Origin of the sequence: Halopiger djelfimassiliensis (genome assembly GCF_000455365.1) — an archaeon.
In the GTDB taxonomy this organism is placed as follows: Archaea; Halobacteriota; Halobacteria; order Halobacteriales; family Natrialbaceae; genus Halopiger_B; species Halopiger_B djelfimassiliensis.
On record NZ_HG315684.1, the window covers coordinates 789,619 to 816,411 of the forward strand.

General features: G+C 66.8%; 25 protein-coding genes. 5 read left to right on the forward strand and 20 right to left on the reverse strand.

Features of this window, described 5'->3' with window-relative positions:
* Positions 1-99 precede the first annotated feature (99 nt).
* The 5 genes from ilvA to TX80_RS03915 form a co-directional block, all read right to left on the reverse strand.
* On the reverse strand, positions 100-1,311 hold the full coding sequence (gene ilvA, locus TX80_RS03895; protein ID WP_049921568.1) for a threonine ammonia-lyase: 1,212 nt from the start codon (positions 1,309-1,311) through the stop codon (positions 100-102).
* Positions 1,312-1,561: 250 nt separating this feature from the next.
* On the reverse strand, positions 1,562-1,963 hold the full coding sequence (locus TX80_RS03900; protein WP_049921569.1) for a gamma-glutamylcyclotransferase family protein: 402 nt from the start codon (positions 1,961-1,963) through the stop codon (positions 1,562-1,564).
* Between the two features lie 114 nt (positions 1,964-2,077).
* Positions 2,078-3,229 carry a citrate synthase gene (citZ, locus tag TX80_RS03905; protein WP_049921571.1) on the reverse strand — a complete coding sequence of 384 codons (1,152 nt, stop codon included), beginning with the start codon at positions 3,227-3,229 and terminating at the stop codon, positions 2,078-2,080.
* Between the two features lie 249 nt (positions 3,230-3,478).
* Positions 3,479-4,132 carry a helix-turn-helix domain-containing protein gene (locus TX80_RS03910; RefSeq protein WP_049921574.1) on the reverse strand — a complete coding sequence of 218 codons (654 nt, stop codon included), beginning with the start codon at positions 4,130-4,132 and terminating at the stop codon, positions 3,479-3,481.
* A gap of 183 nt (positions 4,133-4,315) precedes the next feature.
* Positions 4,316-4,681: a cell division protein SepF gene (locus TX80_RS03915; RefSeq protein WP_049921575.1), complete on the reverse strand. Its 366-nt coding sequence runs from the start codon at positions 4,679-4,681 to the stop codon at positions 4,316-4,318.
* Positions 4,682-4,853: 172 nt separating this feature from the next.
* Here TX80_RS03915 and TX80_RS03920 point away from each other — a divergent pair, with 172 nt between their 5' ends.
* Entirely contained in the window at positions 4,854-5,624 is a 771-nt protein-coding gene (locus TX80_RS03920) for a DUF1028 domain-containing protein (protein ID WP_049922192.1), read from the forward strand.
* Between the two features lie 70 nt (positions 5,625-5,694).
* Here TX80_RS03920 and TX80_RS03925 read toward each other — a convergent pair whose 3' ends face one another.
* On the reverse strand, positions 5,695-6,174 hold the full coding sequence (locus TX80_RS03925; protein WP_049921578.1) for an RNA-binding protein: 480 nt from the start codon (positions 6,172-6,174) through the stop codon (positions 5,695-5,697).
* 122 nt (positions 6,175-6,296) lie between these two features.
* Here TX80_RS03925 and TX80_RS03930 point away from each other — a divergent pair, with 122 nt between their 5' ends.
* The gene (locus TX80_RS03930; RefSeq protein ID WP_049921579.1) at positions 6,297-6,587 is read left to right on the forward strand and encodes a DUF7562 family protein; all 291 of its coding nucleotides are present in this window, start codon (positions 6,297-6,299) and stop codon (positions 6,585-6,587) included.
* Position 6,588: 1 nt separating this feature from the next.
* Here the strand turns inward: TX80_RS03930 and TX80_RS03935 are convergent, their stop codons facing one another.
* Both TX80_RS03935 and TX80_RS03940 read right to left on the reverse strand, forming a co-directional pair.
* Complete coding sequence (locus TX80_RS03935; RefSeq protein ID WP_049921581.1) at positions 6,589-7,380, reverse strand: ABC transporter permease subunit; 792 nt, start codon at positions 7,378-7,380, stop codon at positions 6,589-6,591.
* Positions 7,377-8,285 (reverse strand): ABC transporter ATP-binding protein, encoded by a 909-nt coding sequence (locus TX80_RS03940; RefSeq protein ID WP_049921583.1) that lies wholly within the window; start codon positions 8,283-8,285, stop codon positions 7,377-7,379. The genes TX80_RS03935 and TX80_RS03940 overlap by 4 nt, the downstream gene beginning before the upstream one ends.
* A 117-nt stretch (positions 8,286-8,402) precedes the next feature.
* On the opposite strand from TX80_RS03940, the gene TX80_RS03945 reads away from it, so the two are divergent.
* On the forward strand, positions 8,403-9,707 hold the full coding sequence (locus TX80_RS03945) for an RNB domain-containing ribonuclease (protein ID WP_049921584.1): 1,305 nt from the start codon (positions 8,403-8,405) through the stop codon (positions 9,705-9,707).
* Positions 9,708-9,731: 24 nt separating this feature from the next.
* On the opposite strand, the gene TX80_RS03950 is transcribed toward TX80_RS03945, so the two are convergent.
* The 6 genes from TX80_RS03950 to mutL form a co-directional block, all read right to left on the reverse strand.
* A complete protein-coding gene (locus tag TX80_RS03950) occupies positions 9,732-10,274 on the reverse strand; it encodes a GNAT family N-acetyltransferase (RefSeq protein ID WP_049921586.1) in 543 nt (180 codons plus the stop codon).
* A gap of 112 nt (positions 10,275-10,386) precedes the next feature.
* On the reverse strand, positions 10,387-11,844 hold the full coding sequence (locus TX80_RS03955) for a dihydrolipoyl dehydrogenase family protein (RefSeq protein ID WP_049921588.1): 1,458 nt from the start codon (positions 11,842-11,844) through the stop codon (positions 10,387-10,389).
* A 68-nt stretch (positions 11,845-11,912) separates the two neighbouring features.
* Positions 11,913-13,223, reverse strand: a complete 1,311-nt coding sequence (locus tag TX80_RS03960) for a PGF-CTERM sorting domain-containing protein (protein ID WP_049921590.1) — start codon at positions 13,221-13,223, stop codon at positions 11,913-11,915.
* Between the two features lie 118 nt (positions 13,224-13,341).
* Complete coding sequence (kdgK1, locus tag TX80_RS03965) at positions 13,342-14,295, reverse strand: bifunctional 2-dehydro-3-deoxygluconokinase/2-dehydro-3-deoxygalactonokinase (protein WP_049921591.1); 954 nt, start codon at positions 14,293-14,295, stop codon at positions 13,342-13,344.
* 97 nt (positions 14,296-14,392) lie between these two features.
* Complete coding sequence (rtcA, locus tag TX80_RS03970; protein WP_049921592.1) at positions 14,393-15,493, reverse strand: RNA 3'-terminal phosphate cyclase; 1,101 nt, start codon at positions 15,491-15,493, stop codon at positions 14,393-14,395.
* 98 nt (positions 15,494-15,591) lie between these two features.
* Complete coding sequence (gene mutL / locus TX80_RS03975; protein WP_049921593.1) at positions 15,592-17,679, reverse strand: DNA mismatch repair endonuclease MutL; 2,088 nt, start codon at positions 17,677-17,679, stop codon at positions 15,592-15,594.
* Between the two features lie 228 nt (positions 17,680-17,907).
* On the opposite strand from mutL, the gene TX80_RS03980 reads away from it, so the two are divergent.
* Positions 17,908-18,783: a M48 family metalloprotease gene (locus tag TX80_RS03980; protein WP_049921596.1), complete on the forward strand. Its 876-nt coding sequence runs from the start codon at positions 17,908-17,910 to the stop codon at positions 18,781-18,783.
* A gap of 99 nt (positions 18,784-18,882) precedes the next feature.
* Here TX80_RS03980 and TX80_RS03985 read toward each other — a convergent pair whose 3' ends face one another.
* Positions 18,883-19,683, reverse strand: a complete 801-nt coding sequence (locus tag TX80_RS03985) for an SDR family NAD(P)-dependent oxidoreductase (RefSeq protein WP_049921599.1) — start codon at positions 19,681-19,683, stop codon at positions 18,883-18,885.
* 201 nt (positions 19,684-19,884) lie between these two features.
* Between TX80_RS03985 and TX80_RS03990 the strand changes: the two genes are divergently transcribed.
* Positions 19,885-20,091 carry a hypothetical protein gene (locus TX80_RS03990; RefSeq protein ID WP_049921601.1) on the forward strand — a complete coding sequence of 69 codons (207 nt, stop codon included), beginning with the start codon at positions 19,885-19,887 and terminating at the stop codon, positions 20,089-20,091.
* 20 nt (positions 20,092-20,111) lie between these two features.
* On the opposite strand, the gene mutS is transcribed toward TX80_RS03990, so the two are convergent.
* From mutS to TX80_RS04015, 5 genes are all read right to left on the reverse strand, one after another.
* The gene (mutS, locus tag TX80_RS03995; RefSeq protein WP_049921602.1) at positions 20,112-22,739 is read right to left on the reverse strand and encodes a DNA mismatch repair protein MutS; all 2,628 of its coding nucleotides are present in this window, start codon (positions 22,737-22,739) and stop codon (positions 20,112-20,114) included.
* A gap of 67 nt (positions 22,740-22,806) precedes the next feature.
* Positions 22,807-23,136 (reverse strand): tRNA-binding protein, encoded by a 330-nt coding sequence (locus TX80_RS04000; RefSeq protein WP_049921604.1) that lies wholly within the window; start codon positions 23,134-23,136, stop codon positions 22,807-22,809.
* A gap of 48 nt (positions 23,137-23,184) precedes the next feature.
* Positions 23,185-24,165: an LLM class flavin-dependent oxidoreductase gene (locus tag TX80_RS04005; RefSeq protein ID WP_049921605.1), complete on the reverse strand. Its 981-nt coding sequence runs from the start codon at positions 24,163-24,165 to the stop codon at positions 23,185-23,187.
* On the reverse strand, positions 24,162-25,523 hold the full coding sequence (thiD, locus tag TX80_RS04010; RefSeq protein WP_049921607.1) for a bifunctional hydroxymethylpyrimidine kinase/phosphomethylpyrimidine kinase: 1,362 nt from the start codon (positions 25,521-25,523) through the stop codon (positions 24,162-24,164). Before thiD ends, TX80_RS04005 begins: the two co-directional genes overlap by 4 nt.
* Before the next feature lie 163 nt (positions 25,524-25,686).
* Positions 25,687-26,691, reverse strand: a complete 1,005-nt coding sequence (locus TX80_RS04015) for an AIR synthase family protein (protein ID WP_049921609.1) — start codon at positions 26,689-26,691, stop codon at positions 25,687-25,689.
* Positions 26,692-26,793: the final 102 nt, after the last annotated feature.

Below are 26,793 nucleotides of genomic sequence, written 5' to 3' on the forward strand. Positions count from 1 at the left end.
CGGGACCACGTCGATTCTCGAGCGCTGGGAACCGGTTGCGGCGTTGACGACGGGGCCGGCCCTATCGGACGGGGGATACCGGCCGATCCACGGCGACGATCAGACGAGGACGTCGACCTCGTAGCCCGCCTCACGGAGCGCCGAGAGGAACTCATCGACGTGGTCGGGGCCGCGCATCTCGAGTTCGATCTCGACTTCGGTGTCGCTCATCTCGACGTCGCGGGAGGTGCGGTCGTGGTGGATCGCGTAGATGTTCGCCTGATGGGCGGTAAAGATGTCGAGCAGTTCGTCGAGCGCGCCGGGTTGATCCGTCAGGATGGTCCGAATCTTGAGATAGCGGCCGGTTTCGACGAGGCCGCGGACGATCACGTTCGTGAGCGTGTTGAGGTCGATGTTGCCGCCCGAGAGGACGGGGACGATCGTTTCGTCGGCCTCGTAGTCGAACTTCTCGAAGAGGGTCGCCGCCAGCGGGACGGCACCGGCCCCCTCGACGAGCGTCTTCGAACGCTCGAGCAGGTAGACCGTCGCGACGGCGATCTCGGCATCGGAGACGGTGACGACCTCGTCGACGTGCTCTCGAATGTAGGGGAACGTCGTCTCGCCGACGCTTCGAGTCGCGATCCCGTCGGCGATGGTCTCGACACCGTCGAGGGAGATTCGCTCACCCTTTTCGAGCGACTCCGCGGCGCTCGAGGCCCCCTCAGCCTGGACGCCGACCACCCGCGTCTCCGGCTGCTGTGCTTTGATGGCGGTGGCGATCCCGCTGATCAGGCCGCCGCCGCCGATAGGGACCACGACGGTTTCGACCTCGGGGCAGTCCTCGAGGATCTCGAGGCCGATCGTTCCCTGACCGGCGATGACCATCTCGTCGTCGAACGCGTGAACGTAGGTCCGATCTTCCGCGCGCTCGATCTCGTGGGCACGCTGGGCGGCTTCGTTGTAATCCGTGCCCTCGAGGACGACCTCAGCGCCGTAGCTGCGAGTCGCTTTGACCTTGGAAATGGGGGCGTGTTCGGGCATGACGATCTTCGAGTCGACGCCAGCGCGCGTGGCCGCGAGTGCGACCCCTTGCGCGTGGTTTCCCGCGCTGGCGGTCACGACGCCCGCCTGCGCTTGCGCGTCCGAGAGCGTCGCGATCCGGTTTGTCGCCCCGCGGATCTTGAACGCGCCGGTCCGCTGGAACGTCTCCAGTTTCAGATGGACGTCGGCGTCGGTCATCGCCGAGTACGTATGCGAGTACTCCAGTGGCGTCCGCCTGGACGTTTCTTGCACTCGCTCGCGAGCCTCGAGAACATCCGAGTAATCGATCATACGATCGACTATTCGGCTCGTACCGTAAGACTGTCGGGAACGGCCGGACCGATCGAATCGGTCCTTCCGTCTTCCCCAACAGGGATGTGCTGGTGTGGACAGCACGACAGGGAATACAGGGAATGCACGGCGTGCGACGTGCGAGTATAGAGGGGGACGCTGAGTATATAAAACCCATCCCTCCGCGGCGAAAGTGAAATCGACAGACTGCGTCGACTTCGATCGGCGTCTGACGCCCGGCGGACGGCCGTCATTCGGGGCACCGTACCACGACGTCGGGTCGAGTCACGTGCCGCCGAACGCGGTCCCGAAGCGACGATCCGGCGGGCCAGTCGACGGGCGCGTCCACCTCGAGTCGGTCCGGATCGCCGACGTACGTCCAGACCCGTCCGCCGTCGGCTCGAGCGACTGCGATTCGCACGTAGAGTCCGTCGTCGACGCCCTCGTATCGATCGAGTCGTTCGAGCCCCGATCGGTCGACCGAAAGCAGCCGTCCGTCGACGCACCCGCCGGGTGCGAGCGTCGGGTATCGGCCCTCGACGCGGTGCAGTCCCTCGAGGGTCGCCGATCCGGCGACCGCGGCCCCGGACGCGCCGAGCACGGCGTCGACTCGCTCCGGGTCGGTCAACGTTCCGTACACGAAGACCTGCACGGTCGTCCGTCCGATCCGTCGATACTTTTCGGTTGTGCCGTCGATCCGGCACCGACGCTTTCGGTCCCGTTCGTCACCGGACGCAAAACAGCGTCAAAGCGACTCGTTCGGGGTCTACGACCGATCCTCGAGCGGAACGAACTCCCGGTTCTCGGGGCCGGTGTACCGTGCTCGCGGTCGAATGAGGCGGTTGTCCTCCTGGTACTCGAGGACGTGAGCAATCCAGCCGCCGACGCGGCTCATCGCGAAGATCGGGGTGTACATGTCGATCGGAATGCCGAGCTGGTAGTAGACGGAGCCGGAGTAGAAATCGACGTTCGGGGCGATCCCCTTCTCGACGAGACCTTTCTCCTCGGTGAGGTACTGTTCGATGGTGGTGGTGTACTCGTACCACTTGTCCTCGCCGTTCTCGGCGAGTTCCCGGCTTCGCTCCTGAAGGATCTTCGCCCGTGGATCCTTGACGTTGTAGACGCGGTGGCCGAAGCCGGGAATGCGACGGCCTTCCTCGGTCGCCTGCTCGACCCACTCGCGGTGGTCGAGGTCGCTCTCGTCGATCTCCATGAGGATCTCCATGACGTCCTGATTTGCGCCCCCGTGCAGCGGTCCCGAGAGGGCGCTGACGCCGCCGGTGACGGCGCTGTAGATGTCGGCCATCGTCGAGCCGATCACCATCGCGGTAAACGTCGAAGCGTTCAGTCCGTGATCGGCGTGCAGAATCAGCGCCTGATCGAAGGTTTCGGCCGCGATGTCGTCGGGTTCCTCGCCGGTCAGCATGTACAGAAAGTTCGCCGCAAGCCCGAGATCCGGGTGGGGATCGACCGGCTCCTCATCGAGTCGATAGCGCTCGAACGCCGCGAGCGCGGTCGGGATCTTGGCGGTGATGCGCCGACCCTTGCGCAGCGTCGCCTCGAGATCGTCCGGTTCGGCGTCGGACTCGGGTTCGGTGGCCGAAAACATCGACACCGCAGTCCGGAGCGCGGCCATCGGTTTCTCGTCGGCCTCGGCGAGCCGTTCCATCGTCGCCAGCACGTCCTCGCTGACCTCGCGTTCCTCGTCTATCGAGTCGGTAAACTCGGCGAGTTCCGCCTCGGTCGGGAGGTGTCCGTGCCAGAGGAGGTACACGACCTCCTCGTAGCTCGCGCCGCGGGCGAGATCCTCGATCGGATAGCCCCGATAGATCAATCGCCCCTCGTCACCGTCGATCGAGCTGAGTTCGGACTCTGCGACTAAGACACCCTCCAGCCCTTTCTTGAGGTCGGCTGCCATACTGTGAGATTTTCGTGGGCGATGGAAAAGTATTGTCGTTTGGTCGCTGTTACCGGTCAATGTGTGAGATTTCGTCGCCGATTTTCGTTTCTCTTTCCGAACAGTTGTTTTGCCACGATGAAACCCGGTGTTAGTTCATCATCATCGATTTCTCGCTATTCGACCGGATTATCTGACAAGACCTCGATCGGTCACGACGATAACTGACCGAACCGATATCCTGTCCGCTGTCGTCGAGCGGGCGCGACGCTACGACTCGAGGATCGCGTCCATGAGTTTCGTCTGGGCGGCCGCCAGATGTTCGGTAAACGTCGAGCGCGCAACGCCCAGCTCTTCGGCGACGTCGGTGGCGTTTGCGCCCTTGGGATACTCGAAGTATCCCATCTCGTGGGCCGTCTCGAGGATCTCCCGCTGTCGCGCGGTCAACGCTTCCCGATCGACGATGACGGGATCGGACGAGTCGTCCTCGTGGTCCTGCGTGAGGTCTTCGACGAGCACGCCGTCGAACCGTTCCCGGAGGTCGTCGACGATCTCGGCAATCTCCTCGAGTTCGACGGTGCGAAACGACAGGAGCAACGACCCCTCCTGTGCCCGCACGGACGTGATCGGCGTTCCCGTTTCCTCGACGATTTCACACGCGCAGTCGCCGGTACTCTCCCGCTCGAACCGATACACCGACTCCCGTTCATTTGTCTGTACGGGTGTCAGTTCGGGGTCGGCGGAGGTTTCACCCTCGAATGCGGCGTCGCCGGGGATGCCGAACTCCTCGACCACGGTTCCGCCTTCGGCGGTCGACCGTGTTCGGCTCACCGAATCGATGGGTTCGTCGACGGTCGCCGAGACGTCGGCGACTGGACACCGGACCGGATCGTCGACCACGACGGTCGCGCGAAAGCCTGACATACCAGTAGCTACAGACGCAGGGGCTATAACTCGACCCAGGAATTCCCGGACCGTGAAAACACCGCACAGCCATTCGGTGTCGTTCCGACCAGTAGCGACCGACCGGGGGTCGGCACGGTCAGGGAATCGATAGCTGGACGCCCGGAACGCTCGAGCCGTCGAAAAAGGGAGAAGGTGATCCGGTCAGACCTGCTGGCCGAGTTTCTCGCGGCTGATCCGGACGCCGGTCGGCGTGATAATCATCTGGTCGTCGCCCTTCCGGACGATGTCGCCGTCGACCTCCTGGGCGACCTGGCGGAGTTCGTCGACGATGTGCTCGACGGTGCTGTCCTCGGTTCGCAGACGGGTGATATCCGCGATGACGATGTCGCCGTCGTAGACGGCGTCTTTGATGTCGATCGCGTCCGCCTGATTATTCACTTCCGCGATATGTACCTGCATCGCTGCTGCGTCGGCTGAACTCGCCGATACGTCGTCGAGATCCAGTTCGACGTACTCCTCGGCAGTCCGGGACTGCCCCCCGCCGAGAATCTTGCTCATAAGTCCCATTGGCGTTATCCACCGCCGCCGTCAGTATAGTTCTTACGTCAGACACCTTCCGTAATCGAAACGTGTCCGCTTGCTGTCCGAAGCGACGAATCGGCCGTCGGTCCCCGGTCCGGACCGCGAGGCCTGCCGGTGGCGACTGGTTTTTCCTCTCGGAAACCGATTCTTCCGACCGATGACGGTTAGCCTCTGCGTCCACGAGGAGTACGAAACCGACGACGGGGAACGCCACGAGCGATTCGGCGTCGCGGTGACGACACGTCTCCCCGGTGTCGGGACGCTCTGTCCGTTCGTCAGCGAACACGGTGCCGTCGCGACCCAGAGTCTGGTCAACGTCGACCTCGGCGAGCGCGGGATCGAGTACATCGAGGACGGACTGGCGATCGACGACGCACTCGAGGCGCTGCTCAACGCCGACGACGGCGCACCACAGCGGCAACTCCACGGCGTCGACGCCGACGATACCTTCGCGTTCTCCGGGGCGGCGTGTGTCGACTGGTTCGGCCACCGCGAGGGCGACCACTACACCGTCGCCGGAAACATGCTCACCGGCCCGGCCGTACTGGAGGCGACCGCGGACCGGTACGAAGCGACGGCCGTCCACGGGACGACCGACCGGTCGACCGGCCCGGGCGGCGTCGACGGTGCGGTCGAAACCGACCCCCTCGCGAAACGCCTGATCGATGCGCTCGGGGCGGGTCATCTCGAGGGCGGTGACAAACGCGAGGAACTGCCCGTCCAGAGCGCGGCGGTAGTCGTCGAGACGACCGAATCCCACCCCGTCGAACCGCCGTACAACGACTTGCGGGTCGACGCGACCGAGACCCCGATCGCGGACCTGCGCGAGACCTACGGCCTCGCGTTGCAGGGATACGCGGACACGCTCGCCCGGTACGAAGGAGCATACGAGGCCGACTCGCTGGACGAAACCGGCGAAACGACGTGATTCCTCGACGACGAAGAATCGGTGGCCCCGGCGACGGGCGGTCACGCCGCGAGACGCTCGCGGTCCGCGGTCACCCGGTAAACTCGTAGAGGTCGTCGCCGACGTGATGCAGCGAGTCGACGACCTTCCCCTCGTCGCCGGCCATCTCCGAGCCGTCGACGCGGGCACGACCGACCGCGAGCACCTTGCCGTGGGACTCCTCGGCGATGACGACCAGATCATCCGCCGAGATGTCGTCGGTCGCCTCCGTGATCCCCGGGCGCATCACGTCGGCCCCATCGCTGACGAACGAGACGGCCCCGGCGTCGACGGTCACCAGCCGTCGATCGGGGTCGTAGGCGTTGGCACCACGAACCGTGAGGAACGGTTTCTCGTCGAAGTACGCGACCTGTGGCTCGCCGTCGATGAGGACGACGATCCAGTCCATGTCTTCGAACTCGACCCGCTCGTAGGCGTTGCCGCCCGGCGAGACGCCGAGTTTCTCGGCGAGATCGTCCTCGAGATCCGAGACGGCATCACTGCGGAGGTGATGGCGAGACTTGACCTGCATGTCCGGCCCAACGGCCGGTCGAGAGATAAAAGGCCCGTTCCCCGACCGCTCGGACAGACAGACAGTGGTTTCGGTCGAAACACGTGCCAATCGATAAGTAATAGCACGATGTCGGATGGGGTATGTGGCCTTCCCGGAACCGGACTGAGACGGTCACGTGTCTCGCCTGTGGCGATCAGGTTCCCCGGTCGATGGCCCGCGAGTACGACAAGTACGGCGACCGCTGGGACCGCGAGGACAAAGCATTCGAACACCTCTGTAAGTCGTGTCACGGCGACCTGTGTCACCACCCGCGCGACGAACTCGAGGAGTTGCTCGTGGAACTCGACGCCGGCGAGACGGGGCAGGATGCGTTCCTGTACGGCTATCTTTCGACGGTGGAAGAACGGTACGGGACACTCGAGGAACGATAACCTAGAGGTCGCTGGTGGCGAACCGGCGGACGCCGAGAGCGGGGGCGAACAGACACCACCCGAGCAGGACAGCGCTGCCGAACGCCGCCAGCCGTCGATCGGCCCCGTCGCCGACGAGGACTTCGATCACTCGTTGATAGGCAAGCGTCGGCGAAAGGAGTCGGACGTACGCGGCCCACCACGGCTCCTGAGCGGCCGTTTCGAAGCCGTTGACGACGTATTCGATGCCGCCGGGGACGAAGTACCATCCGAACACGAAAAGCAGGAACACGACGAACGCACAGACGGACGCCCACGTCTGTTCCCGCGTGAACGCGGACAGACAGATCGCTATCGCGACGAAAGCGAGCCCGAGACCCGCGGTCGCGACGAGAAACCCCACCAGTTCCGCGGCGGCCAGCTCGACACGAAAGACCAGCGTGACGAGCACGGCCGCCGCGACGCCCGCGACGATCGAGACCGCGAGGATAGCATACCGACCCAGATAGGTCCCGATGACGATGTCGGTCCGATCGTGTGGCATGCCCAGCAGGAGGGCCAACTGGCCGTTTGCCCGCGGTTTGACGATCGCCGCGTAGGAGAGCATCAACCCGACTGCGGGGACGAGCAACATACTGACGAGCATGAGGCGTTCGACGAGAGCTGCCGGCTGGGCGGTCCCGCTCCGTGCCTGATTAGCATGAAGGGACGCGATGAGTCCGAACACCAGCACGAACATCGCGGCGTTCGTGTGCAGTTGCCGGTTGCGGAGCGCGTCACCGATCTCCTTTCGAGCGATCGATCGCCAACTCATCGTGAACCCCCCGTGTAGGAGACGAACACTTCCTCGAGCGAAGCCTCGCCGGTCGTAAAGTCCCGAACCGTACCCCCTGCGGCCCTGATCTCGTCGAGTACCGTCAGTTTCGCGTCGGTCGTACAGGCGACCACGAGGCTGCCGTCGCGCTCGAGGACTGACGAGACGCCCTCGAGTTCGCTCACGGCGGATGCGATCTCGGCGGGATCGTCGACCAGTTCGACCCGCAGCTCCGCGTCGGCGTCGACCGCCCCGCGGAGCCCGTCGATAGTGTCGACGGCGACGAGTTCGCCTGCTCGCAGGATGGCGACGCGGTCGGCGACCACCTCGACCTGTTCGAGAATATGACTCGAGAAAAAGACGGTCGCACCGCGATCGCACTCCTCGCGGACGATCTCGCGCATGCGTCTGACGCCGTGTGGGTCGAGACCGGCCGACGGTTCGTCCAGGATCAACAGGTCGGGAGTCCCCACGAGCGCCATCGCCAGCGCGAGTCGCTGGGCCATTCCCTTCGAGTAGTCGCGGGCCGGCCGATTCGCGACGTCCTCGAGCCCGACGCGTTCGAGGAGCGTGTCGGGATCGTCGTCGGCATCGTTGGCTTCGATCGCGTACTCGAGGTGTTGCCGGCCGGTCATCGTCTCGAACGGGGCGAATCCCTCGGGGAGAATGCCGACCCGTTCCCTGACGGCGACGGGATCGGCGGTGACGTCGTGGCCGAGAACCTCGACCGTTCCGGACGACGGATGAGTATAGTGTAACAGGATATCGATCGTCGTCGACTTGCCGGCACCGTTGGGACCGAGAAAGCCGAACACTTCGCCGCCGTCGACGGTGAGATCGATCCCGCGCAGGGCGTGTATCCGACCGAACCGCTTCGTGACGTTCCGGAGGGCGATCGCCGTCATGCCCTAAGTTTCGCGTCCCAAACATAATATATATTTACAAACCGTTCGATTCGGGGGACACGATTCCCGCTCCCGTATCCCGACACGACTTTCACCCTCACGTCCGTACCCTTCGTCATGAGCGACGATGCCGACGCACAGGCCGACGCCGGTACGGCCGAAGGCCAGGGACCCGTCGAGATCTCCGAGGACCTCGCGCGCCACCTCGAGAACAAGCGCGAGGAACTGTTCGAGAAGTTCGAGATTCCGGACGCCTTCCCCCCGGAAGTACTCGAAGAGGCCGAGGAACGCACCGAGGACGTCCAGTCCGAAATCACCGAGGAGATCGACGACCGCGAGGATCTCCGGGACCTGACGACCTGGACGACCGACCCGATCGACGCGCAGGACTTCGACGACGCGCTCTCGGTCGAGGAACGCGAGGACGAGTACGTGCTTTGGGTCCACATCGCCGACGTGACCCACTACGTCAACCCCGAGACGGCGATGTGGGACGAAGCCGTCGAGCGCGGGAACACGGTTTACCTGCCCGGCTACACCCTCCACATGCTGCCGCCGGTGCTCGCCGAGACCGTCTGTTCGCTCGTGCCTAACGAGGAACGGCTCGCCCACACCGTCGAGATGCACCTCGACAAGGAGACGCTCTCCTACGAGACGATCGACATCTACAAGTCGGTCATCGAATCCGACGAGCGGCTCACCTACACGCAGGCCGAAAATCGGCTCGAGGACCCCGACGCCCCGCTGCACGAGGAGAACAAACTGGTATACGAGCTGGCCGAACGGATGCACGAACAGCGCAAGGAGGACGGCTCGCTCGTCCTGAACCCGACCCGTGACCGCGCCCACACCATCATCGAGGAGTGTATGCTGAAGGCCAACAAGGCCGTCACGCACGAACTCATGTGGAACCGGGGCGTCGAGGCGATGTACCGGGTCCACCCCCAGCCCAGCCCCGACGAGTGGTCCGAAGCCCTCCAGGAGATTCAGGATCTGGATGGCGTCTCGATTCCCGGCGAGGCATGGGACGACCCGCGGAAAGCGGTCAACGCGACGCTCGAGGAAGCGCCCGGCCGCCAACTCGACAAGATCCAGTGGGCGGTGATGAAAGTGATGCCCCGTGCACGGTACATGAACGACCCGTTCGGCGGCCACCACGCGCTGAACTTCGAGATTTACGGGCACTTCACGAGCCCCATTCGGCGGCTCAGCGACCTGATCAACCACTGGATCGTCTACAAAAACGACGTGCCGGAGAACCTCGTGGAACTCTGTGATCGCGCCAGCGACAAGCAAAAAGCCGCCGAGCAGTGCGAACGCGAGTACAAACAGTTCCTCGAAGAGGTCGGCCTCGATCCGATGGCGGTCAACAACCGCGGGATCGAAGTGGTCGACGAGAGCGAGGCCGAGAAGACGCTGTAGCCGGCGGAACGCGAAACCGATCGCTCACCGCGACAGCGGTTTCTCGTAGACGTGCTCTTCGATTCCATCGCCGAGATCCGTCTGCCGGGTTGTTTGCCGCTCGAACCCACGGGATTCGTAAAACGAGATTCCGACTTCGTTGTCCGCGAGGACGGAGAGGCGAAGACGATCGAACGTGCCCGCGGTTTCGGTCTCGAGACGCTCCAGTAGCGCGGTTCCCGTGCCGTCACCCCAGCGGTCCGGATGGACGTAGAGTCGCACCAGATAGCCGACGGAAGCGTCCTCCGGCCACGGAACGACGTGGGCGAAGCCGCGGCAGCCGGTCCCGGACATACCGGTCTCGGCCTCCCGGAGCGGCGCGCCGGCGACGAGGAAGACGGCGTCGTCGCGGCCGCCGGCCTCGTCGATCGACGACTCGAGGTCGTCGATCGCGTACCACTCGTCGACGACGTCGTCGACCCGCTCCGCGCCGAGGATGCCGTCGTAGGCGGCGTGCCAGCTTTCCCGTGCCGTTTCATGAACGGCCCAGACGTCGTCGGTCGTCGCCTGCCGTACGTCTCGAGTCACGCGTCCGTCGTATCACCGGACCAACCAAAAGCCTGTTGCTGGCCGCTGAGCGGTCCCGACACGGCGCGGGTCGAGAGACGGATTCGAAACCCGAAGCCGTCGACGAACGGGACTACAGCGACGGCTCCCGAGAGCTGGCTCCGACGCAGTGCTGTCGATCCCCGAGTTCGGCACACGCCTCCCTGATGAGACCGTCGAGGATCTCGGGCGTCGTCGGGTGATACGCACGGTTGGGGAGATCGCGGACGTCGAGTCCCAGTTCGACGACGACCTGCATCGTCTTTGCCATCACGTCGGCGTGGAGGTGCAGGCCCTGATACCCCAGCACGGCCCCCGTCTCGGCGTTGACGACCAGCGTCGCCCGCCCTTCGGGGTGGTTTTTCGTCCGGAACACGCCGTCGGACGCTGCCTCGCGGGTGACGACGAACGTCTCCATCCCCGACTCCGCGGCCGTCCGCGGCGTGTGGCCGATCCGGACGAACGGAGTGACGCCCAGCCCCGAAAAGATCACGTGGTGTGGGACGTTGACGTAGGGTTCACACCCCTCGCCGCGGGAGTGGGAAACGATGTTCTCGGCGGCCGCGAACCCCTGTTCTTTGGCCACGTGGAGGATTGGCTCGCGGCCGTTCGCGTCGCCGACGACGAACACCCGCCCGTCGTCGGCCGCCTGCATCGTCGGCTCGACCCAGCGGTCTCCGGGCTCGAGTCGCGTCTGCTCGAGTCCAAGCCCGTCAAGGGCAGGGCGTCGGCCGGTGAAACAGTAGAGTTGCTCGGCCTCGAGCGCCCGTTTTTCCCCTGCCTGTTCGACGACCAGCCGAACGCCGCCGTCGTCGGTCTGCTCGAGGTGCTTTTCGTCGGCGTTCGTCAGGATCTCGATCCCGAACCGATCGCGGTAGAGGTCGAGGATCGAATCGCCGTAGGCCGGTTCCAGTTCCTCGAGCGGCCGGTCGTCGTGTTCGATGACTGTGAGGTCGACGCCGCCGACCTCGCTCAGGTACGGCGCGAGTTCGAGTCCGATGTAGCCAAACCCCATGACGATCCCGGTCTCGGGGAACTCGGTCGCGTCCAGTACGTCCGCGCTGGTCTCGAACTCGACTGCGTCGATCCCCGGTATCGTCGGGACCGACGGCACCGAACCCGTTGCGACGACGACGTACGACGGCTCGAGCCGTCGATCGCCGACCGCGAGCACCCGGTCGTCGACGAACCGCGCGGTTTCGTGTACGAACTCGACGCCGTCGTTCTCGGCGAGTTCGTGCACGTGACGCCGGCGGTGTTCGGCGAACCCGGATACGTGGTCGTCCTTTCGGGCGACGACCGCCTCGGGATCGATCTCGGGAGCACCCGTCAGCCGGTCGTCGTGGCGCGCCTGATAGCGGTGCTGTCCGGCCGAGAGCACGTCTTTGGAGGGCATACAGCCCCGGAGAATACAGAGCCCGCCACCCGGATCACCGTCGTCGATCAGCGTCAGTTCGAGGTCGTCCGCGAACTCGTCGGCCCGCTCGAGGAGTTCGTCGGCGACGGCAACACCTGCGCTGCCGTACGCGCCGACGATGGCGACGTGGACCATACGCGGTGGACGACCCGAACGCAAAAAGACGTTGTCCGATCGTGGCCGGACGACGCAGGCGAGAACCGTTAGTGCTGGAACCGTGCGAGCAGTCCGGCGAGCGAAACGGCGATCACGGCGACTGCGACGCCGAATCCGGGCACGGTGTCGCTCGAGCCCTCGTCGGATTCCCCGCCGTTGTCCTCGGTACTGGAGCCGTCACTGCCGTCGGAACCGTCGGTCGTGTCGTCACTCGTTCCGTCGTCACTCGAGTCGGAATCGTCCGTTCCGTCGTCGTACGAACCGTCGTCACTCGTCCCGTCGTCGCTTCCATCGCTTGCGCCGTCGTCACTGCCGTCGATCGTCGCCGTTCGCTCGGAGAAGTGATTGATCGCGACGTACACCGTCGCTTCACCCTCCGCTTCGGCCGTGTTGGCGACCTTGTAGGCCGATCGATCGCCGCCGATCGCACTCTCGAGTTCGCTTTCCGAACTCGCCTCGACGGCGGCCTCGCCGTCGACCGTGACCTCGATATCCTCGAGACTGCCGACGGCCTCCTCGGAGACGGTGGTCATCACGATCGCTCCCTCGTGGACGGCGCGATCGATGGTCACTTCGACCGTGCTCTCGGCCGTGTGTGCGACCTCGGCGCTGGTCTCCTCGCCGAAGGTCGCCGCGTCGGCGACCGCCTCACCGTCGCGGGTCTCGACGTGGATGTCGGCTGCGGCGGTCCCGTCGGCGATCAGTTCCTCCTCGTATTCGGCGTCGCTGTCGCGTTCGCCGTCGCCGTAGGCGCGGAACGTAAGCGTCGCGTCCTCCTCGAGTTCGGCGACGACGTTCCCGTCGTCGTTGACGGTCACCTCGCCGTCACCCGCAACGAGGAAGACGCCCTCGTGCGTGTCGGTTGCGACGCGGACGGCGTCGCCGTCGGTTTCGGCCGCCGCGTCGGCGGCGACTTCGGCTTCGACGTACTGGCCGTCGCCGTCGCTTTCGACGATCAGCGTTCCGCGTTCGGTGTCGTGAGCCGACAGCGTCGCGCCGCTTTCGGCCTCGACCTGTGCGCTCGTCTCGGCCTCGACGCCGAGTGACAGCCCCGCACCCTCGAGCGCTGTCAGCGCACCGAGTTCGATCGAGGCGTCGGCATCGATGCCCGCAGCGGCGTCGGCCTCGCTTTGGGACTGCACTTCGACCGAGGAGAACAGTTCCTCGCCGCCGACCTGATAGTCGGTGATGGCGTTGCCATCGACCGCGAAGTCAACGTGTGCGCCGGCGTACGCCTCGCTACTCGTACTCGATTCTCCTGCAGCCGATGTCGACGTCGCTGCACTGACTGGCGCGGCCGCTCCGACGACGCTCGTGGCCACGAGCAGTGCAACGAGTACTGGGGCTGTTCGATTCATTGCGTTCGGTGCTGCTGATTCCAGCATAAAACACGTTCTGGCAAACCCGTCCAAATGACGGGTCGGCCCCACCCCCACGGATCACGCCTCGCTGACGGACCCCGGCGGCGGCAGTCGCTCAGCGGGAAATGTCCGCGCCGCGTTCTTCGATAACTCGCTCGACTTCGTCGGCGGTCACGAGCGCGGCATCACCCGGAATCGTCCGCTTGAGCGCCGCCGTCGCGGCGGCGTACTCGAGGGCGTCCGAGACGTCGTCGCCCTCGAGTCGGCGGGCGATGAACGCGCCGGTGAACGCGTCACCGGTACCGATCGGATCGACGGTGTCGGTGTCGTAGGCGTCGTGGTCGTGAACGACGCTGTCGTGCCAGGCGAGCGCGCCCTCGTCGCCGCGTGTGACGACGACGGTCGTGAAGTCGTACTGGGAGCCGAGCTTGTGGGCGAGCTGGCGCGGGTCGCCTTCGAAGCCGAGGACCGTTCGGGCGTCCCTGGCGGCGATCACGAGCACGTCGATCCCGGGGAACAGTTGTGTAAGCGTACTCTCGGCCTCCTCGGGTGACCAGAGCTTGCGCCGGTAGTTGAAGTCGACGGCCGTCGTCGTCCCCCCCTGTCTGGCCGCCTTGAGCATCTTCGCCGTCGTATCCCGGAGCGTCGACGAGAGTGCGGGCGTGATTCCAGTGGTGAAGAACACGCGTGCGTTCTGGATCCGATCGATGTCGAACTCACGGGCTTTGGCGGTCGTGAAAGCGGTGTCTTCCCGATCGTAGATGACGTTCGATCCGCGCGGGGAGCCACCCTGCTCCAGGTAGTACGTCCCCTGCCGGCCGCGGTGACTCCAGACGACGTCGGTCTCGATCCCGGCCTGTCGGAGTTCGCCGACGGCCCGGCGGCCGAGGGGCGTCTCCGGAACCTTCGAGAGCCACGTCGCGGGCGTGCCGAGGCGCTGGGCTGCGATCGCGACGTTACTCTCCGCACCGCCCGCGTGAACCTCGAACTCGTCGGCCGTCTCGAGTCGCTGCGCCCCCGGCGGCGAGAGCCGGAGCATCGTCTCGCCGAACGTGACGAGATCGCTCACGGTCCGGCCCCCCGCTCCCGAACGGTGCGCTGTAGCTCGCTCATAGTTCGGCTATGGAACGCTCGCGGTATAAGTTGTACTGGTAGCTTCACTTTCGTTAACTACCCCGATCCGCGTTCGTACTCCCGGAACGCGGTTCACGTCCGGCGTTTTGCAGCCCGTCCCCCACGTTGGCTGACAGGAAGGCCGCACCGTCGTCCCGATCGCACTCGATCCCGATGTCGAAGGCGGCGAGCAACTCACAGCTCGTCTCGACGTGCTCGGTCGGCTCCGGAATCCGTATCCGTCCGCCCGCGAGCGCGAGGAACGCGAGCAACTGATCGGCCATGTGTCGATCGATCGGCGCGGCCCGCTCGAGGAATCGATTGGCAGCGTCCGCGGCGGTTTCGCCGACGCGTTCGGCGGGCGTCCCACGCTCGCCGAGGGCGGTGAACCCGGCGATTCCGGTCCCGTGATCGACGCGGATCGCGATCGCGGAGCCGGGCGACGGGGTCGCCACGGTCGTCTTCCGGCGTTCGACGGTCTCGAGCGATCGGTCCTCGAGAGCTAGCCGTTCGATCGCACCGCCGGCCTGTCGGGTTGCGACGTTCCGATCCGACAGCGCGGCCGCCGCCGTCGAGTAGAGCCGGACGGACTCGAGCGGCCCGCGTTCCGCGAGATCGATCGGTTCGATCCGCGAGGGGGCAAGGTGTAGCGTCGCTCGACCGCCGCCGTCCGGATAGAAGCCGCGGCGGTCGACCTCGCAGGCGGCGACGAGTCCGAACCGCCGCAGCAAGGGTAGCTTTACGTGCCGAGCGTAGTCGATCGGGGGCGACCACTTGACGTCCGTGCCGCCGGTGACCGTAAGCGATAGCGGCGACTCGAGGACCGTCGCCAGCGGCATCACGGCGTCGAAAAGCAGCGTGATGCTCCCCGCGGTGCCGATATCGACGGCGTAATCGCCGCCCTCAATCGTCCGCCGCCCCGGATCGAACGCGACGGTCTCCGCCCCGAGTTCGGCACCCGAGACGGCAGCATCACAGAGCTGGGCCATCGTCTCGAGGACCGCGAGGTGCTGGTGGCGAAGACCCGGCGTCGAGCGGTTCCCGCGGACGTTCTCGATGCGAACCGGTTCGTTCCGGAGGGCGGCGAGTGCGAGTGCGGTCCGCAGGAACTGGCCGCCGGCGGCGGAGCCGTCGAGTTCGCGCGTGGCCGTCATATCGGCCCGTAGCGGTTCGACCGCCGTACCGTTACCGGAGTCGCCGCTCCATCGAGTGGTTCCACGTGATCGAATCGGCCGCGGCTTCGGACGCCCCGTTAGCCCCCGTGGCCCGGGTAATCCCGCTCGAACCGCGCTTCGATCTCGCTGCCGTCGATCCGGACGATCACCGGACGGCCGTGCGGACAGGCGTAGGGGTTCTCGCAGTCGTCGAGCGCGGCCAGCAGGTCGACGACCGACCCCTCCGTCAGCGACGTGTTCCCCGTGATCGAGGGGTAACAGGCCAGATCCCCGAGGAACTCGTCGGCCAGCGCATCGACGGTCTCGGCACCGGCCTCCCGATCGCCCTCGATGAACGACGTGAGAACGTCACGCAGCCGATCCGGCTCGAGGGTCTCGTCGAACACCGCGGGGACGGTCGTCACTGCGACCGTCCGGTCGTCGATCCGGTCGGCGTAAAACCCGAGCCGGGACAGGGCCTCGCGGTACTCCTCGAACGCCTCGGCTTCGGCCGCGGTCAACTCGAGTTCGACGGGATCGGCAAGCGCCTGTGCGGCGGCGTCGTCGGAAACGGCCGCCTGCAGGCGCTCGTAGTTGACCCGCTCGTCGGCCGCGTGCTGGTCGACCAGCGCGAGGCCGTCGTCGGTTTCGCACACGAGATAGGTGTCGTCGAGCTGGCCGAGCACCCGCAGCGGCGGCAGCGAGTCGAACGCCGTCTCGTCGCCCGTTACGCTGTCTCCGTCGAGCGTCCGCTGTTCGGTCGCGACGTCGAACTTGCGGTCCGGATCCCGGTTCGGCGCGTCCGTTCCCCGTCGGCTCGAGTCGTCGGTCCCCGTGGATTCGGGTCCCGACTCGTGTGCGTCCGCACCCGGCGTCCCGTCGTTCCCGCGCGAACGGTCGGCCGTCGTCTCGGATTCGTCGCGTGGCTCGCGCGAGCCGGTTCGATCCGCGGAGCCGGGGGCCGATCGGTCTGCGTCGCTCGGGTCAAGCGCCGGTTCGGCCGTCGAGTCGGTACTCGAGGGCTGCGGTTCGCCCGCGGAGACGGGAGCGCCGCCGTCGCGCCCCGACGCGTCGTCGGTCGGTCGCCCGCCGGCTCGGGACCGCGGCTCGACCCGCGTTTCGCCCGGTGCCGACCGACCGCGGGGCGCACGCGAGCGCAGCAGGCCGTGCTCGAGCAGCGCTGATTCGACGGCGGCGTCGACCTGCCGGCGGACCGCGTCGTCGTCGTCGAACCGCACTTCCCGCTTTCGCGGGTGAACGTTTACGTCGACGGCGTCGCCGGGAACGTCGAGAAAGAGGACGACGAAGGGGTACCGATCGCCGCCCAGCTGCGTGCCGTAGGCCCCCATGATCCCCTCGCGGACCGCGTCCGACGCGACAGCGCGCCCGTTGACGTAGGTCGCGAGGTACTCCCGACTCGAGCGGTTGGTCTCGGGGTGGGAGACGAGTCCGGAGACGGACTCGAGCGGCCCCGGTGGGAGGTCGTCGCCGTCGGCCTCGACGGCGATCATCGACGCGGCGACCTCGCGGCCGTACACCGAGAGGACGGCGGCCTGCAGGTCGCCCTGACCGGTCGTGGCGAACACCTCCCGGCCGTCGTGGCTCAGCGAGACCGCCACGTCCGGGTTCGCGAGCGCGTACCGGGTGACGACGCGGTTGACGTGGGCGAACTCGGTCGCCGTCGTCTTGAGGAACTTCCTGCGGGCGGGCGTGTTGTAAAAGAGGTCCTCGACCTCGACGGTGGTCCCCGCCGGACAGCCGGTCGGTTCGACGCTCGTTACCTCGCCGCCCTCGTAGACGAGTTCCGTCCCAGCGCCGTCGCTCGCCTGCGGCCGGGAACGGATCGTCATCCGCGAGACCGAACCGATGGTGTGCAGGGCCTCGCCCCGAAAGCCTAACGTGGCGACGCCGGACTCGAGATCCTCGAGTCCGTCGATCTTGCTCGTCGTGTGCTGGCGAACGGCGGCGCGGACGTCGGCCTCGGTCATCCCGTGGCCGTCGTCGGCGACCCGGAGCAGTTCGGTCCCGCCCTCCTCGACGGTGACGTCGACGCTCGAGGCGTCGGCGTCCAGACTGTTCTCGACGAGTTCCTTGACCGCGCTGGCCGGCCGTTCGACGACCTCGCCGGCGGCGATTCGGGCGACGGTGTCCTCGTCTAACTGGTGGATGTCGGTGTCGTTCGTCATCGTGGCGTCTCACCCCAAGGCGACTCGAGCGGTTCCACGTCGCGCTCGAGTCACGGTCACTGTTCGTCTAGGACGGCGGCATCGGGATAGTACTTGCGTGTTTTCATCCCGCCGGACTCGAATTCGGTCCGGACTCGCGTCGGACACCGCCGGGAGCGACGGGCGAGACGGGGGAAGCCGATCGCGCGTATCGGTTACTTTTTTGATGTGAGACGGCGATGCGTTCGTATGGATCGGCCCGCCGACCGTCGCCTTCAGAGCCGGATGGGCCTCGCCCTCGCGCTCACGCTCGTGGGCTACGGTGTGCTTCTCTGGTTCGTGTTCGCGCTGTTGCCCCCGACCGCGGCACTGGTGACGTGTGGCGTCTTCGTGATCGTGCTGGTTGCCGCCATTACACAGGCCGATCGCATCGCCTACTGGGCGACGAAAGCGATCGCCATCGATCGCGACCAGTATCCGCTGGTGGACGATATCACCGACCGACTGGCGCGACAGGCGGATACGCCGAGACCGCCGGTCGCCGTGATCCCGTCGGCCGAAGCGAACGCCCTCTCGGCGGGAACGGGCGATCGGACGGTCATCTGCGTGACGACCGGCCTCCTGAAGGCGCTGGACGAGGACGAACTCGAGGCGGTGCTCGCACACGAACTCGCCCACCTCAAGAACAGCGACTCCACCGTGATGACCGTCGCCGGCTTCCCGATGACCGTTGCCGCCATCGGCCTCTCGACGGCCGGCCGAACGTTCCGTTCCACGTCGATCCTGATCGGCGTCCCGTTCTGGATCGGGCTGTATCTGCTGTTCGTCGCCGTTCCGATATACGTCGCCAGCCTCCCGGGAACGCTCGCGCTGTCGCGGTACCGCGAGTACGCCGCCGATCGGGGGGCCGTCGCGATCACGGGCGATCCGTTCGCCCTCGCGAGCGCACTGGCAACGCTTCATTCGGAATCGTCCCCGTCCGACACCGATCTCCGGTCCGTCGCCGCGTTCAACGCCTTCTGTACCGTCCCGACCGACTCGATGTTCCCGGTCGCGACGCATCCGCCGACACACAAGCGGATCGAACGGCTCCGAACCGAGTTCGTCGATCGGGAACTGCGCTAACTGGACTCGCCTCTCGACCGCAACGAACGGTTTGCTCGTCGCCTCCCGCCTCGAGCGACCGGCGAGAATCGCGTCGGGTTCGGACGGCCGTCCGCTCGGTCACTCGAGACCCAGGTCCTGCGACATCGAGTTGCCGGCCCGCGGAACGCCCTTGACGGTGAGCGTTTCGCCGGTCATAAACGAGGCGGCGGGGCTGGCGAGAAACTGCACGACGTCGGCGATCTCTTCGGTGTGGCCGACGCGTCGATCCGTCTTCTCTCGTGACGGCATATCCTCGCTTCGGATACCGAGAGTCTTGGCGACGCCGGGCGTCTGGATCAATCCGGGAGCGACGCAGTTGACCCGCACCCCGTCGTCGGCCCACTCGACGGCGAGCGTCTCCGTCAGGCGAATGATCGCCGCTTTCGCCGCGCTGTAGTGGCTCTCCCCCGGCGCAGCGTGCTGGCCGTTGACGCTCGAGAGGTTGATGATCGACCCCCCGTCGCCGTCGCGCATGACCTCGCCGGCCAGTTGGGTGCAGTGGACGGTGCTGGTGAGGTTGAGATCGATGATCGTCTCCCAACCGTTGGCCGAGATGTCCTCGAAGTTCGCGACGAACTCGCCGCCGGCGTTGTTCACGAGGACGTCGACGCCGCCGAACGCGTCGACGGTTTCGTCGACGAACGAGCGGACCTGCTCGCGTTCGCGGACGTTGCACTCGACCGCGAGGGCTTCACCGTCGGCGTCGGCCGCCTCGTTGATCGCCTCGGCGACCGGGCCGATCCGATCCATCGATCGGGAACAGATGGCCACGTTCGCCCCGCTGGCTGCGAGCGTTTCCGCGATCGTGCGGCCGATACCCTGGCTTGCGCCCGTGACGATGGCGGTCTTTCCAGCCACGCCGTAGTCTGGTTGGCGCATCGTCCTCCGTGTGGGTTCCGTCAGCGCATAGTGTTACCGATACAAACCGAACTGCTCGAGAAACCGTACAGTGTACACGCGATTCGGAAAACAGCCAACAACGAATACGGCGGTGTCTCGAAACCGGCGGGACCACCCAAACGGTCTTCCGAAGCAACGACGTTATCTCCCGACGCGCGAAGCGGTTCCAAGACACTACCCATGAGCACGTATACGATCGAGGTCCCCGACGGGCGAAGCGAGCGGGAGCGAGAACGCGGTATTCGCGTCGTGTGCGACGAACACGGCGAACACCAGGAGTTTCAGCCGGGCTACCGCAGCGTCGCGTTCTACTGTGACGGCTGCGGGTTCGAGGTCGAGATCGGCCTCCACGACGACGACTGGCGGGACTGGGGCGAGCGGTGTTGAGAACGCGTCCCGGAATCGGTTCAATCCTCGAGTCGCTGTTGTAGCTGTTGAACCTTCGTGACGAGTTCGATCGGCGGAGTCGTGTTTACGTCCAGCGCCGCGAGGTCGTCGAGGACGGCCTTCGCCTCGGGATCGATCCGCTCGTCGGCTCCGTCCGTCTCGCCGCCGTCGGCGTTGGCCCGGCCGCGGAACTGGCCGCTCGAGAGATCGAAGACGGTCTGGACCGGGTCGCTCGAGCCGCCCTTCGCTTCGATGGCCTTCTCCTCGCGCAGGCGCTCGAGGACGTCCCGTGCGCGGTCGACGACTGGATCGGGAACGCCGGCCAGATCCGCAACGTGGATACCGTAGGAGCGGTCGGTCGGCCCGTCCCGAACCGTCCGGAGGAACGTGACCTCGCCGTCGCGTTCGTCGGCCGCCACGTGGACGTTGGCGACGCGGGGCAGGTTCTCGGCGAGACCGGTCAGCTCGTGGTAGTGTGTGGCAAAGAGGGTCTTCGCCCGCACTTCGTTGTGAAGATACTCCGTCGCGGCCCACGCGATAGAGATCCCGTCGTAGGTCGCCGTCCCGCGGCCGACCTCGTCGAGGATCACCAGCGAGTCCTCGGTCGCGGTATGGAGGATGTTCGAGAGTTCGCTCATCTCGACCATGAACGTCGACCGCCCCTGTGCGAGTTCGTCGAGCGCACCGACGCGCGTGAAAATGCCGTCGACGAGGCCGATCTCGGCCTCCTTCGCGGGGACGAAGCTCCCGATCTGCGCCAGCAGGACGATACAGGCCACCTGGCGCATGTACGTCGATTTCCCGGACATGTTGGGGCCGGTCACGACGAGAAAGCCCCGCTGTTCGTCCAGTCGGACGTCGTTGGGGACGAACTCCGTCGTCTGCTCGACGACCGGGTGCCGCCCCTGCTCGATCTCGAGGCGATCGCCGCGGTGCAGGTCGGGCTTGATCCACCGATTTTCCGCCGCGTGGGTGGCGAGACTCGCGAGGACGTCGACGGTCGCGAGCGTCCGGCCGACATCCTGCAGCAGCTCGGCCCGCTCGGCGACCGTCTCGCGGAGTCCCTCGAACAGTTCGTACTCGAGTTCGCCGCGTCGTTCCTCGAGGCGCAGTACCTCCCGCTCTTTTTCCTCGAGTTCGTCGGTCGTGAACCGTTTCGAGTTCTTGAGCGTCTTGATCTCCTCGTAGTGGTCGGGGACGCCGTCGGCGGCGGACTTGCCGACCTGAATGTAGTAGCCGTCGGTCTTGTTCCGGTCGACGGTGACATGCGAGAGGCCGTGCTGGCGCTTTTCGCGCTCGGCGAGGGTGTCGAGCCACTCCCTGAGTTCCTCGTGGCGGTCGATCACCTCGTCGAGTTCGGCGTCGTACCCCCGCTGGAAGAGCTCACCCTGAGTCACCGTCGACGGGGGTTCCTCGACGATGGCGTCGGCGAGGGTTTCGCGGAGGGTTCGCGCGGCCTCGCGGTTCGGCCGCTCGACGATCTCCGCAAGCGGCGACGCCGCGAGGTCCGGGTTCGAGTCGACGATTTCGACCAGCGTCGGCAACACGGCGAGGGTCTCCCGGACGGCGAGAAGGTCACGCGCGTCCGCGCTTCCGTGGGTCGCCTTCGAGGCCAGCCGCGCGAGATCGTACGCGTCGTCGAGGGCGTCCCGGATTTCGTCGCGGGCAAGCGCCGCGGACGACAGCGCCGCGATGCTCTGCTGACGCGTCTCGAGCGCTCCGATCGATCGCTGCGGGCGCTGGAGCCACTCCTTCAGCAGGCGGCCGCCGGCGCTCGTCTCGGTGTGATCGATCGTCTCGAACAGCGACCCTTTGCGGTCGCCCTGCATCGTTTCGGTGAGCTCGAGGTTGCGCTGGGTGGTCGCGTCCAGCGTGACGTGTTCGTCGCCGTGGTGGGCCTGAACCCGCGTCATCGACGCGAGCACGCCGGCACCGGTCTCCTCGACGTAGGAGAGCACCGCGCCGGCGGCCGCGATGGCCGGGTCGGCGACCGAGAGCCGGTCGACGGTCTCGCCGCCGAACTGCTCGCGGACCGTATGAGCGGCGCGTTTGGGCGCGAACGCCTCCGTCTCGTGCAGGGTAAGCGTCGCGTCGACGCGCTCGCGAACCCGACCCAGCAGGTCGTCGTCGGTTCGAACCTCGGGTCCCGGCAACACTTCCACCGGGTCGAAGCGATAGAGTTCGGTCAGCGCCTCGTCGCCGTCCGCGGCGTCCGCGACGAGGAACCGACCGGTCGTCACGTCGGCGAACGCGAGCCCGTAGCCCGAGGCCCCGCCGTCGACGACCGCCGCGAGATACTGCGCGTCGGCGTCGCTCGTCTCGAGCAGGGTCCCCGGCGTCACGACGCGAACGATCTCGCGCTCGTGTCCGCCGTCGGTCTCGTACTGGTCGGCGACCGCGACCCGGTAGCCACGTTCGACCAGCGCTTTCAGATAGGGCGTGAGGTCGTCGACCGGCACGCCGGCCATGGGGTACGACGACCCGTGCGAAGACTTCTGGGAGACTTTCAGGTCGAGTTCCTCGCTGACGATTTCGGCGTCCTCGCCGAAGAACTCGTAGAAATCACCACACTGCATCGTCAGCAGTTCGGCGTCGGTGTCCTCCTTGAGCGAGAAGAACTCGCCGACGATCCCCGTCGCCTCGGTCATGTGCGGTGACTGTCCCTCCACCGCTAAAATGCTGCGGGTTCCGCGGTGGAAGTGGTCGCCGCGCGGCTCAAAACAGCACCCCGCCGAGGGGGACCGACTCGTCCGGTTCGACGAGCACCGGATACCCGTCCTCGTCCGGGACGCCGACGGTCAGCGCTTCTGACTCGAAACCCGCGATCCGGACGGTACCGAGGTTCGTCGCACACAGCACCTGTCGTCCCTCGAGTTCGTCGGGGTCGTAGTGGTGTGCAAGCTGTGCGGCCGACTGGACCTCGCCGTGGTCCTCGCCCAGATCGATCCACAGCTTCGTCAGCTTCGGCTTGTTCGCCTCGGGAAACGGTTCGGCCGCCAGTACTTCTCCGACGCGGATCTCGGCGTCGAACGGACTCTCGACCATGGTGGCCGCTATCGTTGAACGGACGGATAAGCCGTCGGGTTCCGGGACCTACGCGAGCAACTCGTCGGCCAGCAGCGAGAGGCTCTCGTCCTCGTCGTCGGCCGCGTCGGGAACCACCAGCATGACCTCTTCGAGGCCGACTTCGGCGTACTCCGCGAGTCGTTCGCGTACTTCCGCCGGGGTCCCCGTGGGTGCCGTCTCGAGGTACCCCGCGAGGAAAAACTCCCGCGGCTCCGCGGGCTCGTTCGGCAGGAACGCGTCGACGAACCGCTCGCGCTTCGCTTCGGCCGCGTCGGTCGTCTCGCCGACGAAGACGAACAGTTCGGCGGACTTGCGGATCTCGTCGTATCGCTCCCGGCTCCCGCAGTGTCCCCGCAGGACCTCGAGTTTCTCGGCGACTCCCTCGGGTTCGAGGGTGCCGTAGTTCCAGCCGTCGGCGAGTTCGGCGGCGTACCGCAGGGTGAACTCCTCGCCACCGCCGCCGATCCAGATCGGCGGGTAGGGGTCCTGCACGGGCTGGGGCTGGCAGAAGGCGTCCTCGAGTTCGATCTCGAGGTGTTCGCCGTCGTGGCTGTAGGTCTCGTTCGTCCACAGCCCCCGGAGGATCTCGACGGTCTCCGCGAGCCGGCGGAGCCGCTCGGCCGGCGGCTCCCGGAACTCGTAGCCGAACCGGTCGTACTCGTCGGCGTACCACCCCGCGCCGAGCCCGAGTTCGAGCCGGCCATCGCTTACGTGATCGACCGTCGTCGCCATCTTCGCCAGCAACGCGGGATGGCGGTACGACTGGCTCGTGACGAGCGTCCCGACGCGAACTCGCTCGGTCGCCTCGGCGACGGCGCTGAGCGTCGTCCACGCCTCGTGGGTCGCCCGGCGCGGGTCGCCGATCCACGACTGGAAGTGGTCCTCGAGCCACACCGCGTCGTACCCCAGCGACTCGGCCCCAAGCGCCGTCTCGCGGACCGTCGCGACGTCGGTCCCGTACTGCGGGAGGACGACGCCGACGCCCAGCCCGGCAGCAGGCGCGGTCATTCGCTCACCTCGTCGGCGAGCGCCAGCGTCCGCTCGGCCAGCGCCTCGGGATCGGTCGCGACGAGTTTCGTCATCGCTTCCTTCCCGACCTCGCCGCGGTCGACGACGGCGACCGGTGGCTCCTCGCGGCCTTCGAAGGCCTGCCGGGCACCCCACCCCATCGTGCTCCCTTCCGTCGCTTTGACGGCCGCCGGTTCGTCAGCCCGATCGTACTCGGCGACCGGCCATCCGAAGCCCTCGAGCGCGTCCTCGACGGCCTCGTCGAACCGGCAGTTGACCGCAAACCGGAGGTCGGGGTGGTACTCCCGCGCTTCGAGGAGAAAGCGGGCGACGTGGCTCGAGGCTCCGAACCGGACGCCGCGGTTGGGGTGGACCCCGGAGAACGTCCGCGTGATCCGCCCCTCGACGGCCGCGGTCTCGGCGACGGACTCGGCGTAGGGGGTCGCGCCGACGACGTTCATGCCGACTTCGGGCACCAGCGCCGAGACGTCGGCCTCGACGAACCGATCGACGACCGCCTGTACTTCCTCGGCGGTCAACTCGCGGGTCGCCTCGTTTCGCAGTTCGACGGCGTGGTTGACCGCGCCGTGTCCCTGCCCGACGTCGTAGTAGTATCGGACCGCGCGCGCGAGGAAGTCCGTCGCCCCTTCGACGGCGGTCTCGAGCGCTTCCCCCTTCGCGAGCCGGGCCGCGATCGCAGACGCGAGCGCACAGCCGGAGCCGTGGGTCGCGTCGGTCCCGACTCTGGGGTGTTCGAACGCCCGGACGCCGTCGTCGGTGACGAGCACGTCCCGGACCGTCTCGCCCGGGACGTGGCCGCCCTTGATCAACGCCGCGTCGACGCCGGTCTCGAGGATCGCCTCGCCGGCGTCTCGAGCGCTCTCGGCGTCGGTGACCACGATATCGGTCAGCACCTCGGCCTCGTCGGCGTTCGGCGTCGCCAGCGTCGCCTCGGCGAGCAGTTCCTCGTAGGCCCGCTCGGCTTCGGGCTCGAGCAGTCGATCGCCCGAGGTCGCGACCATCACGGGGTCGACGACCAGCGGGAACTCGAACTCGACGGCATGGTCCCTGACGGTCTCGATGACCTCGGTCGTCGCGAGCATGCCCGTCTTCGCGGCCCCGACCTCGAAGTCGCCGGTGACGGCCTCGAGCTGGGCCGCGATCTCCTCGATGGGAAGCACGAACGAACTCTCGACGCCGCGGGTGTGCTGGGCGGTGACGGCGGTGATCGCCGACGTCCCGAAGACGCCGTGGGCGGTCATCGTCGCGAGGTCAGCCTGGATTCCGGCACCGCCGCCGGAGTCGCTTCCCGCGATCGTCAGCGCGACGGGACGAGCATCGGGTGCTGGCGTTCGCATGGTCGTGGGTATTCCTTGGTTGTACAAATCGATGATGGTCGGGCGCGCTCCGAAGACGATGCGTCCGACACTCCGCACCCACATAAACGCCGAGTACTGCCGATCGAACGGCGCTCGTCGCTTGCGAACTCGGCAGCGCGGCCGCGCCGCTCGTTCCGCGGTCCTACTCGCCGGAGAGGGCGGCGTACGCGCCCCACGACTGATCGACGCTCGGGTGCTCGAGTCGCTCGCCGTCGACGACGACGCCCGTTCCCGCCTCGACGCGACCGATGTCGGCGACGGTGCCGCGGTCCTCGAGCGCCGCGGTCACGTCGTCGACGCCCGCGGGATCGACCGCGATCGCGAGCGATCCGCAACTGGTCGCGGCCCACGGATCCATCTCGAGGACTTCACACACTTCCCGGACGCCGGGTCGCATCGGGACGGCGTCCCGGTCGATCGAAAACCGGACGCCGGCCCCGTCGGCCATCTCGTTGAGCGCGCCCGCCAGACCGCCCTCCGTCACGTCGTGCATCGCCGTGACCGGTCCCGATGCGGCGGCCGTGAGGGCGTCGCGCACGCAGTGGACCTCCTCGAGTCGGTCCTGTGCGTCGGCGAGGACGTCGTCGGGGAGGTCGATCCGGTCGGGAAACAGCGTGCTCAGGAGGCCGACCGCCTCCACGGCGGGACCGGTCGTCAGGAGGAGCCGATCGCCGACGCGCGCCCCGTCGGGTCGGACGATCGCGTCCGGGTCGCCAACGCCCATCGCGGTCGCCGCACCGACCCACGGATGGGACGGATCGGAGTAGCGGGCCGTATGCCCCGTGACCACCGCAACGCCGAGGTCGCGACACGCCGCGTGCATCGTCTCCCAGACGGTCGCGAACTCCTCGTCGGTCATCGACTCGGGGAGCGTGAAACAGATCGAGAGGTGCGACGGCGGGACCCCGCTGACGGCCACGTCGGCGAGCACGAGATCGAGGGCGAACCGCGCCGCGCGCTCGAGCCCCAGCGACGGGAGGATCGACAGCGGGTCGGTCGCGGTCACAAGCGCCTGCCCGCCGATCTCGAGGACGCCGAAGTCGACGCCGTGCTGGGGGCCGACGACGACGTCATCGCGGTCGGCACCGAGGTTCGGCGCGATCCGTCTGTCGAAGAACTGCCGGTCGATCTTTCCGAGATCGCTCATTGGCGACCTATCCAACTGACCGCCTTTAGGCGTGCTGATCCGCGAGTCCACCGGTCGCAAGGCGACCACACCGCCGACTCGAGAGCGGTGGGTCGGAACCGT

Coding starts and splice junctions, on each gene's coding strand:
- ilvA (WP_049921568.1), bottom strand. CDS start 1,311: ATGATCGATTACTCGGATGTTCTCGAGGCTCGCGAGCGAGTGCAAGAA.
- citZ (WP_049921571.1), bottom strand. CDS start 3,229: ATGGCAGCCGACCTCAAGAAAGGGCTGGAGGGTGTCTTAGTCGCAGAG.
- TX80_RS03910 (WP_049921574.1), bottom strand. CDS start 4,132: ATGTCAGGCTTTCGCGCGACCGTCGTGGTCGACGATCCGGTCCGGTGT.
- TX80_RS03915 (WP_049921575.1), bottom strand. CDS start 4,681: ATGGGACTTATGAGCAAGATTCTCGGCGGGGGGCAGTCCCGGACTGCC.
- TX80_RS03920 (WP_049922192.1), top strand. CDS start 4,854: ATGACGGTTAGCCTCTGCGTCCACGAGGAGTACGAAACCGACGACGGG.
- TX80_RS03925 (WP_049921578.1), bottom strand. CDS start 6,174: ATGCAGGTCAAGTCTCGCCATCACCTCCGCAGTGATGCCGTCTCGGAT.
- TX80_RS03930 (WP_049921579.1), top strand. CDS start 6,297: ATGTGGCCTTCCCGGAACCGGACTGAGACGGTCACGTGTCTCGCCTGT.
- TX80_RS03935 (WP_049921581.1), bottom strand. CDS start 7,380: ATGAGTTGGCGATCGATCGCTCGAAAGGAGATCGGTGACGCGCTCCGC.
- TX80_RS03940 (WP_049921583.1), bottom strand. CDS start 8,285: ATGACGGCGATCGCCCTCCGGAACGTCACGAAGCGGTTCGGTCGGATA.
- TX80_RS03945 (WP_049921584.1), top strand. CDS start 8,403: ATGAGCGACGATGCCGACGCACAGGCCGACGCCGGTACGGCCGAAGGC.
- TX80_RS03955 (WP_049921588.1), bottom strand. CDS start 11,844: ATGGTCCACGTCGCCATCGTCGGCGCGTACGGCAGCGCAGGTGTTGCC.
- TX80_RS03960 (WP_049921590.1), bottom strand. CDS start 13,223: ATGAATCGAACAGCCCCAGTACTCGTTGCACTGCTCGTGGCCACGAGC.
- rtcA (WP_049921592.1), bottom strand. CDS start 15,493: ATGACGGCCACGCGCGAACTCGACGGCTCCGCCGCCGGCGGCCAGTTC.
- mutL (WP_049921593.1), bottom strand. CDS start 17,679: ATGACGAACGACACCGACATCCACCAGTTAGACGAGGACACCGTCGCC.
- TX80_RS03980 (WP_049921596.1), top strand. CDS start 17,908: ATGGATCGGCCCGCCGACCGTCGCCTTCAGAGCCGGATGGGCCTCGCC.
- TX80_RS03985 (WP_049921599.1), bottom strand. CDS start 19,683: ATGCGCCAACCAGACTACGGCGTGGCTGGAAAGACCGCCATCGTCACG.
- TX80_RS03990 (WP_049921601.1), top strand. CDS start 19,885: ATGAGCACGTATACGATCGAGGTCCCCGACGGGCGAAGCGAGCGGGAG.
- mutS (WP_049921602.1), bottom strand. CDS start 22,739: ATGACCGAGGCGACGGGGATCGTCGGCGAGTTCTTCTCGCTCAAGGAG.
- TX80_RS04000 (WP_049921604.1), bottom strand. CDS start 23,136: ATGGTCGAGAGTCCGTTCGACGCCGAGATCCGCGTCGGAGAAGTACTG.
- TX80_RS04005 (WP_049921605.1), bottom strand. CDS start 24,165: ATGACCGCGCCTGCTGCCGGGCTGGGCGTCGGCGTCGTCCTCCCGCAG.
- thiD (WP_049921607.1), bottom strand. CDS start 25,523: ATGCGAACGCCAGCACCCGATGCTCGTCCCGTCGCGCTGACGATCGCG.
- TX80_RS04015 (WP_049921609.1), bottom strand. CDS start 26,691: ATGAGCGATCTCGGAAAGATCGACCGGCAGTTCTTCGACAGACGGATC.